The sequence below is a fragment of the Plantactinospora sp. BB1 genome (assembly GCF_003030385.1).
Taxonomy (GTDB): domain Bacteria; phylum Actinomycetota; class Actinomycetes; order Mycobacteriales; family Micromonosporaceae; genus Plantactinospora.
This window is the reverse complement of record NZ_CP028159.1, coordinates 400,430-414,026: the sequence shown is the minus strand read 5'-3', so window position 1 is coordinate 414,026 and position 13,597 is coordinate 400,430. Positions and strand designations below refer to the sequence as shown.

Here is a 13,597-nt window from a genome sequence, read left to right as displayed (position 1 = left end):
ACCCAGTCTAGTGGCGAACCGTGGCCATTCCGGAGCGCCGCAGGGGCCGCGGGCGGGTGCCGTCGACCGGGCGACCTTGTCCGACGTCGATACCCTCGAAGGTCCAGACGGAACGGTCCAGTCCAGCAGTGTTCCAGCTCCCCATCAGGAGGCCGGTCGATGTCCCAGCTGACTCCGTCGGATATCCGCAACGTGTCCTTCCGGAAGCCGACCCTCGGTCGACGCGGGTACGACGAGCAGGACGTCGACGAGTTCCTGGACAGGGTCGAGAGCACCATCTCGGCACTGATCGAGGAGTTGACGGTGCTGGGTGGGCGACCCACATCTACCGTCGCGCCGGCCGTGACAGCGGCCGGAGTGGCGACCGGAGTGGCGACCGGCGGAGTGGCGACCGAGCCGCAGGCCGCGATCCTCGCCCAACTCGAAGAGATCAGGGCCCGGCTCACCCGCATCGAGGCCGCGGTCTCGGGTGGTGGCCCGAGGTCGCCGTTCGGCGACCCGCTGTTCCGAAGTTGACTCCGCGAGTGACGCGTCAGTTGACCCCGCGAGTGAGGCGCCAGTTGGCGCCGCGAGTGACGTGCCAGTTGACTCCGCGAGTGACGCGTCAGTTGAGTCCGCGCGTGACGCGGCGGCGGTCGTTGCGCCCTCGCCGGGAGACCTGATGCCGCGAGTGCACTCGTACACCCGCCGGGACGGCACCCGGGTTCGCGGGCACTACCGCTCCCGTACCCGCCGTTCGCGCCCCCGGCGCTCCTATCCGCGCCGACGTCACGGCGGCAGTTCGGCGCCGGACCGGCCGGGCTGGTGGCTCGGCGCGGTGGTCGGCGCGCTGGTGCTGGCCTGGGTGGTCGTCGACTTCGTCCAGCGGCACCCGGTCTGGGCGGTCGTCATCGCCGTGGGCTTGGCGGCGGTCGGCGCCGGAGTGCTGACCCTGCTGATCCGGGCGCGACTGCGCGACGCGACCGGGTCGGCGGTACGCGCCCGGCACGTCGAGGCGACCGACACGATGACCGGGGCCGAGTTCGAGCGGTGGGTGGCGGCCCTGCTGAGCCGCTCGGGCTTCTCCCGGGTGACGGTCTGCGGTGGTGCCGCCGACCGGGGCGCGGACATCACCGCCATCTCCCCGGACGGTCGGCGGGTGGTCGTGCAGTGCAAGCGGCACAGCCCGACGAACCGGGTCGGCAGCGCGGCGATCCAGCGCTTCGCCGGCACCTGCCGGAGCATCCACCGGGGCGAGGTCTGCGTGATCATCACCAACGGCTTCTTCGCCGCCGGTGACGGGCTGCGGCTGGCTCGCGAGCTGGGGATCGGCCTGGTTGACCGGTCGGACCTGGGCGACTGGGCGTACGCCGGGCTGCCACCCGGGTCGCTGGGCCGGTGCTGAGTCGCCTGGCCGACTGTCGGAGCGCCGTGTCCAAATTGGCTCTCGCTGTCAATCTCGCGACTCAACCGGTGAACGCCGGTCGTCCGCTCGTGCTCTGGCGGAGCGGATCGGCCGTCGCTAGGTTCCTCGGCATGACATCGGCACGGCAGCGGGTTGCGGAGTTCTGGGACGCCCACACTAACGAGTGGCTCGACGGAGCGGATAGTATGTCGGATCCCCTCCCTAAGTGGTTCGAGGCATATCAAGGCGTTGGGCCCGGCGAGGTGACTCGGCATGGGTTCCCGGAGCCGTTCCAGGGCGACCTGCTCGGCATAGAGCACTCGCCTCGGGTGGTCGTGCTCGGCCTGAATCCCGGTCGCTATGAGCCGCTCTTCCAGGCCCGCAACGGGATCTTCGCCGACGAAATCCGCCAGACGGGCTCGTACACGAAATGGGCTTTGGGTTTTCCCTACCTGAGTTCCACCTGGACGGATCGCATGGGCGACAACCGCTACCACAAGGCACGACTGCGGTTCGCCCGGAACTGGCTCGATGATCCTTCCGCCGAGCACCGTGATCTGCTGATCTTCGAGTGTTTCCCGTGGCACTCCACCGTCATCACCGCGCCACTGCGGCCGGCACCGGAGATCATCGACGAGTTCGTCTGGCGGCCAATTGCCGAGTTTGGGGGCATCCGAGAGGTATTCGCCTTTCGGCGATCGTGGGACCACATCGCACAAGCGCTGGACCTGAGATTGACCGGCAAGTGGGGCCGAGGTGGCGCCGACTACGGATCGGCTAAGTGCGTCAGGGCGGTGCGGACCTACGCGTTGCCGTCGGGGCAGTCGCTCGTTATCGAATGGCATCAGGGCAGCGCTGGCCCGCCGAGCCCTTCCGAGACGGCCCTTCTCCGCACGGCGTTGCAGGGCGCTGGCAGTCACGGCCCGGGCGTGTCGGCATGAACTTCACCAGCGATCCGGCGACCACTGCCAACCGTGTTGAAATGCTCCGCCGCTACATGGCAGGGAACGTCCTTGACCCGACGGGGCGGTGCGTCTGCCGCAACCTGGGGGGTTGCCGGCGGTCGACGCTGTTCACGCGGGAGGGGGCGCGGCGGTCCGAGGCGGTCTTCGCCGAGGCGCAACTCTCACACGTAGGACGTCATTATGACCTGGCGTACAACGGGAAGTCGTGGCGCATCCTGGTCGTCGCCATCGAGACAGGTCGGCCTCGTGCCGGGGTCACGTTAGATGAACGGCGGGCCGAGGTGCTCGAATCTGCCGCGCTGCGCTTCGGAAACCGCAATCCGCACATGAAGGGGGTGACGAGCGCACTGCGACTGGCCGTCGGGCGGGCGCCCGGGGACGACCTTGGGGGCGAGTTTCTGCGGATGCGAGACGGCCGCGCCTACGTACATCTCTTCGACGCCTACGCCATGGCGAATCTGAGACTGTGCTCCGTGATAGCGGGCAATGCAGGCAAGTCATTGGGGAACGCGACGATGGATCGCAACTGCCTGCCGCATCTGGCGGCGACAGTGAAGACTCTGCGGCCGACGTTCTGCATCGTCCAAGGCGCCGGGCTCTACCGCGCCCTCGATCCGCTAATGGCCAACCGGCGCCCACTCGGTCCGCATCTGGAGCAGGTTGAGGTCGCAGGCGTCAACATGTTGGTCGCCGCGCTGACCCACCCATCGGCCCGCGGGATCCACCGCTGGGGTGCACTGACGGGGGTCCCTTATCTGTACGAAACGGTCACCCCTACGATCGCGGCGGCGCACCGACTCCTCGTCGAGGGGCGTGGACTCGGCCGACAGTAGGGCGCTATCGGCCGACCGCTGACCCGTCTGACGTGGCGTCGGGTGAAGGGTGGAAGCAGTAAAGCAACACCGAGGACGGCAACCGTGGCTGTCCGCGCTTCCACTGAGCGGGCTGATCACCGAATGCGTCTTTCATTATCGCGAAAGAGACGGACCTATGTCCGGGACCTGTGCTAGTGGCGGCGTAGCGGCTGAGCCCGCCGCGTCCACGCGACCGGACCGTCCGCCCGGTCGGGTCGACCAGCCGGTCGCCGTGCACGCTGATCCAGCCCGGTCCGGTCATCCCCACCGCCCCTACGCTCGCCCGGCCGGTACCGGGCCGGTGCTGTCCCGGACCAGCAGTCGGGGTTGGAAGTGCACGTCGTGTCCGGCCGGACCGCCACCCAGCAGTGACCAGAGCCGGTCCCAGGCCTGCCGGCCGAGTTCGTTGCGCGGGATCGAGGCGGTGGTCAGCGGCGGGGTGGTGTAGCGGGCGAACGGGATGTCGTCGAAGCCGGCCACCGACACGTCCCTGGGTACTCCGATGCCGAGTTCGTGCAGGCCGCTGAGCGCGCCGAACGCCACCATGTCGTTGAAGGCCACCACCGCGGTCGCACCGCTGCGCAACACCGCGCGGGCCGCGCCGTGCCCGTCGTCGAAGGTGGCGCCGCAGTTCAATTCGGTCAGCGCGCAGACCGGTTCGGCGGCGCAGCCTGCCCGCAGCGCGGCCCGGCGTTCCCGGTCGGAGGTGCTGGCCGCCGGTCCGGCCAGGTAGACGATCCGGCGGTGGCCGAGGGCCCGCAGGTGGCCCACGATCGCGGTGATCCCCGCCGCGTAGTCGACCGAGAGCGACGGGACGCTGCTGCCCGGCAGGTCCCGGTTGAGCAGGACGAGCGGGGCGAGCCGGTCGCTGAGGGCGCGCAGTTCGGCCTCCGGCACCCGGGGCGAGGCGAGGACGAGTCCGTCGGAGCGGCGGCGCGCCTCCACCGCCAGGATCGCCTCCTCGGCGACGTTCTCGTTGGACTCGGCGACCAGCAGCCGGTACCCCCGGCCGGCGGCGGCGTGGCTGAGCCCGCGCAGCACGTCCTGGAACATCGGGTTGGAGAGGTCGGGGACGATCAGCGACACCGTGCTGGTGCGTCCCAGCGCCAGGCTGCGGGCGACCAGGCTCGGCTCGTAGTTCAGTTCCGCGGCGGCGGCGCGGACCCGGGCGGCGAGGTCGGCCGCCACGGTCGGGCTGCCGTTCATCACCCGGGAGACGGTGGCCCGGGAGACTCCGGCGGCCTCGGCGACCCGGCCGATCGTGGCGGCGGGCCGGTCGGAGCGGGCGGACCTGCGTCGACCCGGTCGCGCCGCGCCGGTCGGCTCGTCGGCCGGCTGCCCGGCGCGGCGGTCTCCGGTCAGGCTCATCTCGAATCTCCCAAGGGTGGCCGCTGTTGGCGGCCGTCCATCCAGGACATCGCGCCGGGTCGTCCGCCGACGCCCGGGTGGCCATCCGGTGGGCCCGAAGATACCGGTTGCTCGATCTTGATAGCAACCGGTTTCTTCGATCTGTCGCCGATCCGTGCCACCACGTTCGCACAGCTAGTTAGGGAGAGGTCGATGCGTTGACAGTTGATGTTGGCTTTGTTAGAAACTGGTTACTCAGCCCGGATCCGGGGCCCCGCGGGCATGGTGGGCGTGACGGCAGGACGGGTAGGCACCGAGGCTCCACCCGCGACGTATCTCCGCCGAAGGGTGCTCCGATGAGCGATCGCACGGGCAGACCCGCCGCCACCGCACGGTCCGGGCCGCGTCGCCGGGAAACCCGGGTGGCGTACGGCTTCCTCACGCCGTGGATCGTCGGGATGGTCGTCTTCACCATCGGGCCGATCCTGGCCTCGCTCTACCTCTCCTTCACCGACTACACCCTGCTCAGCCCGCCCGAGTGGCTGGGGCTGGAGAACTACCGGCGGATGCTGGAGGACTCCCGGCTGCACAAGTCGCTGCTGGTCACCTTCCAGTACGTCTTCGTCTCCGTACCGGTGCAGCTCGCCCTCGCCCTCGGCCTGGCGATGCTGCTCAACCGGGGCGTACGCGGGCTGCCCATCTACCGCTCGGTCTACTACCTGCCGTCGCTGCTGGCCGGAAGCGTCTCCATCGCGATCCTCTGGCGGCAGATCTTCGGCAGCGAGGGGCTGGTCAACCAGTTGCTGGCGAAGGTCGGCATCGAGGGCGTGAGCTGGGTGTCGCACCCGGACTACGCGCTGGGCACCCTGGTCGTGCTGAACGCCTGGACGTTCGGCGCGCCGATGGTGATCTTCCTGGCCGGGCTGCGCCAGATCCCGAGCATGTACTACGAGGCGGCCTCGGTCGACGGTGCCGGCGCCGTCTCGCAGTTCTTCCGGATGACCATCCCGCTGCTCACCCCGATCATCTTCTTCAACCTGATCCTCCAGATGATCGGTGCCTTCCAGAGCTTCACCCAGGCGTTCGTGGTCAGCGGCGGCAGCGGCGGCCCAGCCGACTCCACCCTGCTCTACACGCTCTACCTCTACGAGCGCGGCTTCGGCTCGTTCGAGATGGGCTACGCGTCGGCGCTGGCCTGGACGCTGCTGGTGATCATCGCCGTACTGACCGGCCTCAACTTCCTCTTCGCCAAGCGATGGGTGTTCTACGGTGACTGACCTGACGACCAGCGCCCCGGTGCGCCCGAGTGACCGGGCCGACCCGCCGGCCCGGCGGATCACCAAACACACCCTGCTGATCGTCTTCGGCGTGGTGATGGTCTATCCGCTGCTCTGGATGGTCTCCAGCTCGGTCAAGCCGACCGAACTCATCTTCCGGGACCCGTCGATCTGGCCGCGCGAGTTCGACCTCGGCAACTACACCGGCGGCTGGACGGCGCTGGAGCACCCGTTCCAGCACTACCTGTGGAACTCGGCGGTGATCGCGGTCGCCTCGATCGTCGGCAACCTGCTCTCCTGCTCGCTGGCGGCGTACGCCTTCGCCCGGCTGGAGTTCCGGGGCCGGCGGATCCTCTTCGCCGCGATGCTCGCCACGATGATGCTGCCGATCCACGTGCTGATCGTGCCGCAGTACGTCCTCTTCTCGCAGCTCGACTGGATCAACACGACGCTGCCGCTGATCGTGCCGAAGTTCCTCGCCACGGACGCCTTCTTCATCTTCCTGATGGTGCAGTTCATCCGCTCGCTGCCCCGTGAACTCGACGAGGCGGCCCGGATGGACGGCTGCGGGCACGTACGGATCTACTGGCGGATCATCATGCCGCTCTCCGTACCGGCGCTGGCCACCTCGGCGCTGTTCACCTTCATCTGGACCTGGAACGACTTCTTCAGCCAGCTCATCTTCCTGACCAACCCCGACCTCTACACGGTGCCGGTGGCGCTGCGGTCCTTCATGGACGGTCAGGGCGAGACCGCCTGGGGTCAGCTCTTCGCCATGTCCATCGTCGGACTGGCGCCGATCTTCGGCTTTTTCCTCGCCGGGCAGCGTTATCTGACGCAGGGGCTGGCTACGACCGGCCTCAAGTGAACCGTTCCAACCCCTAGCCCCGGCACCGTCGCCGGGAACCGAAGCACCCGTCGCGTCACACCCACCGTTCGCGAAGGAGTTCCGATGAGAGTCAGATCCATCCGGACCCGCCTGGGCACCGCCGTCGTCTCCGCCGCCCTGCTGCTCTCGGTCGCCGCCTGCGGCGACTCCGGCGGCGACGGCGGGCCCGTGGAGTTGCGGTTCTCCTGGTGGGGGAACAACGACCGGGCCCAGGCCACCCAGAAGGTGATCGACGCCTTCCAGGCGAAGAACCCGGACATCAAGGTCACCGGTTCGTCGTCCGACTTCAACGCGTACTTCGACAAGCTCGCCACCGAGGTCGCGGCCGGCGACGCGCCGGACGTCATCACGCTGGGCGGCGCCTACCCCCGGGAGTACGGCGACCGGGGCGCACTGCTCGACCTGGGCCGGGTGAAGAACGAACTGAAGACCGACAAGATCGACGCCGCCGCGCTCGGCAACGGGCGGTTCGAGGAGAAGCAGTACGGCGTACCGACCGGGGTCAACACCTTCGCGCTGGTGGTCAACCCGGCGGTCTTCGCCAAGGCGGGCGTGCCGCTGCCCGACGACAGCAGCTGGAGCTGGGACGACTTCACCCGGATCGCCCGGGAGATCTCGGCGAAGTCGCCGAAGGGCACCTACGGGGTGGCCGACCCGAGCACCGCCGACATGTTCGACCTGTACTCCCGGCAGCGCGGCGAAGGGCTCTACACCCCGGACGGCAAGGTCGCGATCAGCCGGAACACCATCACCGAGTGGTGGACGATGACCACCGGGCTGCGCGACGCCGGAGCCACCCCGCCGGCCTCGGTCACCACCGAACTGGAGGGCCAGCCGGCCCCGGAGCAGACGCTGATGGGCCGGGGCCTGGCCGGGATGCAGTTCGACTGGAGCAACCAGCTCGGCGCGCTGCGCAAGGCCTCCGGGCAGCCGCTGGAGCTGCTGCGGGCACCGGGGGAGAGCGGCCGGGCCGGGATGTGGTTGCAGGCCTCGCAGATCTACACCGTCAACGCCCGGACCGAGCACCCGAAGGAGGCGGCGAAGTTCGTCGACTTCCTGGTGAACAGCCCCGAGGCCGGGAAGATCATCCTGACCGACCGGGGCATCCCGGCGAACTCCGAGGTGCTGACGGCGGTGCTGCCGGCGCTCAACGCCGACCAGTCCGCGCAGGCCAAGTTCATCGAGAAGGTCACCCCGCAGGTGGGCCCGCCGCTGGTGATCGGGCCGACCGGCTCGACCGACACCCGGCTGATCCTGCAACGGCTCAACGCCGAGGTGCTCTTCGACCGGAAGTCTCCGGCCGACGCGGCGGACGAGTTCGTCAAGCAGGTCGAGGCGGCGATCGGCAAGTGACCGCCGACCGGGGCGGGGACGACGGCCGGCGGGCGGAGCGGGGCGGGCCGGGGATCGACCGGCGGGCCCTCGTCGACCGGCACGCGGTCGAGGTGACCGGCATCCTGCCGGAGTCCCCGCTCTCGGTCGGCAACGGCGAGTTCTGCTTCACCGTCGACGTCACCGGATTGCAGACCTTCCCGGAGCACTACCCGGTGGGCAACCCCGGCGGCAGCGGCACGCCCGGCACGCTGCTCGGCACCCAGGCACAGTGGGGCTGGCACAGCCTGCCGGCCGGGCGGGCGTACGACCTGGCGGAGACCCGCCGGGCCTACCCGACGCCGCGCGGCCCGATCGAGTACGTCGACATGCGCAGCACCCTCTCCGGCACCGCCGAAGCCCCGCAGTCGCCCGCCGAGTCGTGGCTGCGCGGCAATCCGCACCGGCTCGACCTGGGCCGGATCGGGCTGGTCCGGACCACCCGCCCGGCCGGCACCGGGATCAGCGCCCGGGCGCCGGAGCCGACCGAGCTGACCGACCCGCACCAGCGGCTCGACCTCTGGACCGGCACCATCACCAGCCGGTTCCGCCTGGACGGCACCCCGGTGGCGGTCGACACGGTCTGCCACCCGGAGCGCGACGTCCTCGCCGTACGCGTCGCCTCGGCGCTGCTCGCCGAGGGCCTCGCGATCCGGATCGCCTTCCCGTACGGCTCGGCGCAGTGGAGCAACGCCGCGGACTGGTCCCGGCCGGAGGCACACTCGTCGGTCCTGCGCCCGACGCCGGACGGGGCGCTGCTGCGCCGGGTACTCGACGACACCGCGTACTCGGTCGGGATCGGGCTGCCGGACGGCGCCCGGATCCTGCACGTCGGCCGGCACGAGTTCCTGGTCGTCGCCACCGGGCTGCCCGCCGTCGAGCTGGTCGTCGCGTTCGTCTCCGGCGCCGGGTCGGCGGACGGCGCCGCGCTGCCGTCCTATCCCGAGGTGGCCGCCGCATCCGTCCGGCACTGGCCGGAGTTCTGGCGCGGCGGCGGCGCGGTCGAACTCGCCGACAGCCGCGACGGTCGGGCGGTCGAACTGGAACGGCGGGTGGTGCTCTCCCAGTACCTGACCGCGGTGCACTGCGCCGGAACGCTCCCGCCGCAGGAGACCGGCCTGATGGTGAACTCCTGGCGCGGCCGGTTCCACCTGGAGATGCACTGGTGGCACGGGGCGCACTTCCCGCTCTGGGGCCGGCCCGGCCTGCTGGAACGCAGCCTCGGCTGGTACGCCGGCATCCTGCCGCGGGCCCGGGAGACCGCCCGACGGCAGGGCTGTGCCGGTGCCCGCTGGCCCAAGCAGGTCGGCCCGGACGGGCGGGAGAGTCCGAGCCCGATCGGGCCGTTCCTGCTCTGGCAGCAGCCGCATCCGATCTTCCTCGCCGAGCTAGTCCGGCGGACCACCGCCGACCCGGAGGCCGCGCTGCGCCGGTACGCCGACGTCGTCCTCGACACGGCGGCGTTCATGGCCGACCACCCGGTCCGGGGCGAGCGCGGCTACCAGCTCGGCCCGCCGCTGGTCCCGGCCCAGGAGTCGTACGCCGACCTGCGGGAGAGCCTGACCAACCCCACCTTCGAGCTGGCGTACTGGTGCTGGGGGCTGCGGATCGCCCAGCGCTGGCGGGCCCGGCTCGGCCTGTCGCCGGAGCCGTCCTGGGAGCGGGTCGCCGCCAACCTGGTCCGGCCGCACGTCCGGGACGGGGTCTACGCCGCCGTGGACGTGCCGCCGTACACGGTGCGGGACGACCATCCCTCGATGCTGTACGCGCTCGGCCTCGTCCCGCCCACCGAACTGGTCGACCCGGAGGTCATGCGGGCCACCCTGCACGGGGTACTCGCCGACTGGGACTGGGCGTCGACCTGGGGCTGGGACTATCCGGCCATCGCGATGACCGCGACCCGGCTGGGCGAGCCGGGTACCGCCGTCGAGGCGCTGCTGCGCCCCGAGGCGAAGAACGGCTACCTGCCGAACGGGCACAATCGGCAGACGGCCGCGCTGCCGGTCTATCTGCCCGGCAACGGTGGGCTGCTCGCCGCCGTCGCGCTGATGGCCCGGGGCTCGGACGCGGACGGCGGCCGGCCGACACCCGGCTTCCCGGACGACGGAGGCTGGACGGTCCGGCACGAGGGGCTGCACCCGATGCCCTGACCGGCTCGCCCGGCGGCCGACCCGGGCGGGTGGCCGCCGGAGGCCCGTCGCCGGTCGACCGAGGACCGCCTCAGGCGCCGGCGGCCACCGGTACCAGCGGACGGGGGTGGTGCCGGCTGGTCGGGATCACCAGCGGGGTGCCGGTCAGCGGGTCGAGGCTCACCTCGCACCGCACGTCGAAGACCTCGTCGACCACCTCGGCGGTGACCACACTCGACGGGGCACCCTGGGCGACGACCCGGCCACCCTTCATCGCGATCACGTGATCGGCGTACCGGCACGCCTGGTTGAGGTCGTGCAGCACCATCACCACGGTCCGGCCGTCCCGCCGGTTCAGATCCACCACCAGGTCGAGGACGTCGATCTGGTGCGACAGGTCGAGGAAGGTGGTCGGCTCGTCCAGCAGCAGCACCGGGGTCTGCTGGGCCACCGCCATCGCGATCCAGGCCCGTTGCCGCTGCCCGCCGGAGAGTTCGTCCACCGGCCGGTCGGCCAGCTCGGTGACGCCGGTCGCGGCGAGGGCCTCGGTCACCGCCCGCTCGTCCTCCGGCGACCACTGCCGCCACCAGGTCTGGTGTGGCGAGCGGCCCCGGCCCACCAGGTCGAGCACGGTCAGGCCGTCCGGCGCGACCGGCGCCTGCGGCAGGATCCCCACCTGCCGGGCCACCTGCCGGGTGGGCAGGGAGTGGATCGCCCGACCGTCGAGCTGGACGCTGCCGGCCGTCGGGTTGAGCAGCCGGGCCAGCGCCCGCAGCAGGGTGGACTTGCCGCAGGCGTTGGCGCCGACGATCACACTGATCCGGCCCGCCGGTATCACCAGGTCGAGGTCGTCGACGACCACCCGTTCGCCGTACGCCAGGCGCAGCCGTTCGGCCCGCAGTTCGGGCTGGTCGGCGGCGCGGCCCGGCGGGGCGTCGAGCACGGTGTCGGTGATGGTCAGATCCACGGTCACGTCAGCCTCCAGAACCGGCGCGGTTGGCCCGGACGAGCAGCCAGAGCAGGAACGCCGCGCCGACCGCCCCGGTGACCACGCCGACCGGCAGGTCGACGTCCGGGATGATCCAGCGGGCCACCAGGTCGCTGGCCGAGACCATCAACGCCCCGGTCAGCGCGGACACCAGCAGTGGCGGCGCGGAGAGCCCCGCCAGTCGCTGGGCGATCTGTGGTGCGGCCAGTGCCACGAAGAGCACCGGCCCGGTGGAGGCGGTGGCGAACGCGACCATCGTGACGCCGACGACCACCAGGAGGAGCCGGGCCAGTTGCACGGGCGTACCCAGCCCCTGGGCCACCTCGTCGCCGAGGTGCAGGGTCCGGGTCCACCGTCCGAGCAGCATCCCGGCGGGGAGCAGCACCAGTACGGCGACGGAGAGCGGGCCGACCGTCTCCCAGCCGCGACCGCTGAGGTTGCCGACCAGCCAGCCGAGCGCCGCCTGCGCCTCGGCCAGCTGGGCCCGGGTCAGCAGGTAGTCGGTGGCGCTGGCGGCCATCCAGGAGACGGCGATGCCGACCAGCACGATGCGGTAGCCGGTGGCGCCCCGCCGCCAGGCGAGCAGGTAGATCAGCGCGGCGGTGATCAGCCCGCCGACCAGGCCCAGCGCCGGCAGGCTCAGCCCGGCGCCGCCGAGCACGATGGCGGCGACGACGGCGGTGGTGGCACCGGCGTTGATGCCGATCATGTCCGGGCTGGCCAGCGGGTTGCGGGTGATGGTCTGGAAGATCGCTCCGGAGACGGCGAACGCGGCACCGGCGAGTACGGCGGTCAGCGCCCGGGGCAGCCGCAGCTCCCGGACGATGAAGACCTGGCCCGGGTCGCCGGAACCCCAGAGCGCGGGGACCACCCGCAGCGGGCTGACCGGGTAGTCGCCGGTGGCGATGCCGACGCAGAAGACCACGAACGCCAGGGCGGCGAGCCCGAGGCAGCAGATCAGCACCCGCCACCGGAGTACGCCGGAGACCGGTGGCCGGCTGATCCGGAACGGGGTACGGCCGCCGGTGCGGCGCAGGTCGAGGAGGGTCATCGGGTCAGAGCTCCGCGAGCCGGCGGCGCCGGACCAGCATGATGAAGAACGGGCCGCCGATGAAGGCGGCGATGATGCCGACGCCGACCTCGCTCGGCCGGGCGATGACCCGACCGATGATGTCGGCCAGCAGCAGCAGGCTCGGCGCGAGCACCATGGTGAACGGCAGCAGCCAGCGGTGGTTCGGGCCGGTGATCAGCCGGGCCACGTGCGGCACCACCAGACCGACGAAGACGATCGAGCCGGCGACCGCGACCGCGGCTCCGGCGAGCAGGGTCACCGCGAGGGTGCCCTGTAGGCGTACCAGTCCGACCCGGCGGCCGAGCGCGGCCGCGACGTCGTCGCCGAGGGCGAGGCTGTTCAGCGCCGGGGCGGAGGCCAGCGCGAGTACGGTGCCGACGGCCAGGAACGGCAGCAGTTGACCGATGGTGCCGAAATCCGGCCCGGAGAGCGAGCCGGCCGCCCAGAACCGGTAGCGGTTGAGCGCGTCCGGGTCGCGCAGCACGACGGCGCTGGTCAACGAGTTGAGCAGGAAGGTGATGGCCACGCCGGCCAGCGCCACCTTGACCGGGGTGGAACCGCCCCGGCCGAGCCCGCCGAGCAGGTAGACCACCACGCTGGCCAGCAGGGCACCGGCGAAGGCGAACCAGATGTAGCCGTAGAGCGTGGCGATGCCGAACCAGGCGATCGCGAGGACGATGCCGAGCGCGGCACCGGCGGTGACGCCGAGCAGGCCGGGGTCGGCGAGCGGGTTGCGGGTCAGCCCCTGCATCAGGGCACCGGAGAGACCGAGTGCCATCCCGACCAGCAGGCCGAGCACGGTGCGCGGCAGGCGTACGCCCCAGACGATCGCCTCGATCTGCGGGTCGGCGGTGCGCGCGCCGGCCCGGTCGAGCAGCGTCTGCACCACCTGGTCCAGCGGGATCTGCCGGCTGCCCACCGCGACGGAGAGCAGGGAGAGGACGATCAGGACGGTCGTGGCGACCAGGAAGAGCCCGACCGGACGTCTGGATCGGTGACCCGTCGCCCGGGCGGGCGCGGGTCGGCTAACCGGTGTTGCCTGGTCGGTTGTCACGCGGTCCTCGGGTTTCTTCCGCCGAATGTGTCGGGGGCTTCGCTTCTTAGGGTAGGTATACCTTAGTTCACGGCTTCGATGGATGGGGAGGTCGTTCCGGCGAGCCTGTTGAGGTTAGGTAAGGATTACCTTACTATCACGGTCATCGGAACCGGCCAACGGTGCCGTGCCCGAGGTCAGGCAACAGGTCGCCCGGCGTCGCGCGACCCCATTCCCGAGCCCGCGCCGAGCGCCGGGCCTCGCCGAGACCGATTTCCACCCGGCCGC

Annotated in this window: 12 protein-coding genes; 8 read left to right on the top strand and 4 right to left on the bottom strand. The window is 71.1% G+C overall.

The features are described from left to right. Positions 1–159: 159 nt before the first annotated feature. The 4 genes from C6W10_RS01655 to C6W10_RS01640 all read left to right on the top strand — a co-directional run bounded on the left by C6W10_RS01655 (position 160) and on the right by C6W10_RS01640 (position 3,182). Positions 160–516 carry a DivIVA domain-containing protein gene (locus tag C6W10_RS01655; protein ID WP_107256025.1) on the top strand — a complete coding sequence of 119 codons (357 nt, stop codon included), beginning with the start codon at positions 160–162 and terminating at the stop codon, positions 514–516. A gap of 145 nt (positions 517–661) precedes the next feature. Beyond that, positions 662–1,384: a restriction endonuclease gene (locus C6W10_RS01650; RefSeq protein ID WP_107256024.1), complete on the top strand. Its 723-nt coding sequence runs from the start codon at positions 662–664 to the stop codon at positions 1,382–1,384. Between the two features lie 131 nt (positions 1,385–1,515). Further along, on the top strand, positions 1,516–2,325 hold the full coding sequence (locus C6W10_RS01645) for a hypothetical protein (RefSeq protein ID WP_159104415.1): 810 nt from the start codon (positions 1,516–1,518) through the stop codon (positions 2,323–2,325). Continuing rightward, a complete protein-coding gene (locus tag C6W10_RS01640) occupies positions 2,322–3,182 on the top strand; it encodes a hypothetical protein (RefSeq protein WP_107256022.1) in 861 nt (286 codons plus the stop codon). The genes C6W10_RS01645 and C6W10_RS01640 overlap by 4 nt, the downstream gene beginning before the upstream one ends. A gap of 294 nt (positions 3,183–3,476) precedes the next feature. Here the strand turns inward: C6W10_RS01640 and C6W10_RS01635 are convergent, their stop codons facing one another. Next, complete coding sequence (locus tag C6W10_RS01635; RefSeq protein WP_107256021.1) at positions 3,477–4,571, bottom strand: LacI family DNA-binding transcriptional regulator; 1,095 nt, start codon at positions 4,569–4,571, stop codon at positions 3,477–3,479. Positions 4,572–4,906: 335 nt separating this feature from the next. On the opposite strand from C6W10_RS01635, the gene C6W10_RS01630 reads away from it, so the two are divergent. The 4 genes from C6W10_RS01630 (at position 4,907) to C6W10_RS01615 (ending at position 10,237) form a co-directional block, all read left to right on the top strand. Beyond that, positions 4,907–5,827, top strand: a complete 921-nt coding sequence (locus C6W10_RS01630) for a carbohydrate ABC transporter permease (protein WP_107256020.1) — start codon at positions 4,907–4,909, stop codon at positions 5,825–5,827. Further along, on the top strand, positions 5,820–6,695 hold the full coding sequence (locus C6W10_RS01625; protein WP_234361566.1) for a carbohydrate ABC transporter permease: 876 nt from the start codon (positions 5,820–5,822) through the stop codon (positions 6,693–6,695). The genes C6W10_RS01630 and C6W10_RS01625 overlap by 8 nt, the downstream gene beginning before the upstream one ends. Positions 6,696–6,779: 84 nt before the next feature. Continuing rightward, positions 6,780–8,069 carry an ABC transporter substrate-binding protein gene (locus C6W10_RS01620; protein WP_107256019.1) on the top strand — a complete coding sequence of 430 codons (1,290 nt, stop codon included), beginning with the start codon at positions 6,780–6,782 and terminating at the stop codon, positions 8,067–8,069. Then, positions 8,066–10,237, top strand: coding sequence for a hypothetical protein (locus C6W10_RS01615; protein ID WP_107256018.1), 2,172 nt, complete (start codon positions 8,066–8,068; stop codon positions 10,235–10,237). The genes C6W10_RS01620 and C6W10_RS01615 overlap by 4 nt, the downstream gene beginning before the upstream one ends. Before the next feature lie 70 nt (positions 10,238–10,307). Here C6W10_RS01615 and C6W10_RS01610 read toward each other — a convergent pair whose 3' ends face one another. Genes C6W10_RS01610 through C6W10_RS01600 form a run of 3 tightly spaced genes read right to left on the bottom strand, consistent with a single transcriptional unit; the run spans position 10,308 to position 13,330 of the window. Beyond that, positions 10,308–11,171 (bottom strand): ABC transporter ATP-binding protein, encoded by an 864-nt coding sequence (locus C6W10_RS01610; RefSeq protein ID WP_369931407.1) that lies wholly within the window; start codon positions 11,169–11,171, stop codon positions 10,308–10,310. A gap of 19 nt (positions 11,172–11,190) precedes the next feature. Further along, the gene (locus C6W10_RS01605) at positions 11,191–12,255 is read right to left on the bottom strand and encodes an iron chelate uptake ABC transporter family permease subunit (RefSeq protein WP_107256016.1); all 1,065 of its coding nucleotides are present in this window, start codon (positions 12,253–12,255) and stop codon (positions 11,191–11,193) included. 4 nt (positions 12,256–12,259) lie between these two features. Continuing rightward, positions 12,260–13,330 carry a FecCD family ABC transporter permease gene (locus C6W10_RS01600; protein WP_369937662.1) on the bottom strand — a complete coding sequence of 357 codons (1,071 nt, stop codon included), beginning with the start codon at positions 13,328–13,330 and terminating at the stop codon, positions 12,260–12,262. Positions 13,331–13,597 lie beyond the last annotated feature (267 nt).

What these genes read in the sequence shown, in the direction of transcription:
- C6W10_RS01655 (WP_107256025.1), top strand. Translation starts at nt 160, where the DNA reads ATGTCCCAGCTGACTCCGTCGGATATCCGCAACGTGTCCTTCCGGAAG.
- C6W10_RS01650 (WP_107256024.1), top strand. Translation starts at nt 662, where the DNA reads ATGCCGCGAGTGCACTCGTACACCCGCCGGGACGGCACCCGGGTTCGC.
- C6W10_RS01645 (WP_159104415.1), top strand. Translation starts at nt 1,516, where the DNA reads ATGACATCGGCACGGCAGCGGGTTGCGGAGTTCTGGGACGCCCACACT.
- C6W10_RS01640 (WP_107256022.1), top strand. Translation starts at nt 2,322, where the DNA reads ATGAACTTCACCAGCGATCCGGCGACCACTGCCAACCGTGTTGAAATG.
- C6W10_RS01635 (WP_107256021.1), bottom strand. Translation starts at nt 4,571, where the DNA reads ATGAGCCTGACCGGAGACCGCCGCGCCGGGCAGCCGGCCGACGAGCCG.
- C6W10_RS01630 (WP_107256020.1), top strand. Translation starts at nt 4,907, where the DNA reads ATGAGCGATCGCACGGGCAGACCCGCCGCCACCGCACGGTCCGGGCCG.
- C6W10_RS01620 (WP_107256019.1), top strand. Translation starts at nt 6,780, where the DNA reads ATGAGAGTCAGATCCATCCGGACCCGCCTGGGCACCGCCGTCGTCTCC.
- C6W10_RS01605 (WP_107256016.1), bottom strand. Translation starts at nt 12,255, where the DNA reads ATGACCCTCCTCGACCTGCGCCGCACCGGCGGCCGTACCCCGTTCCGG.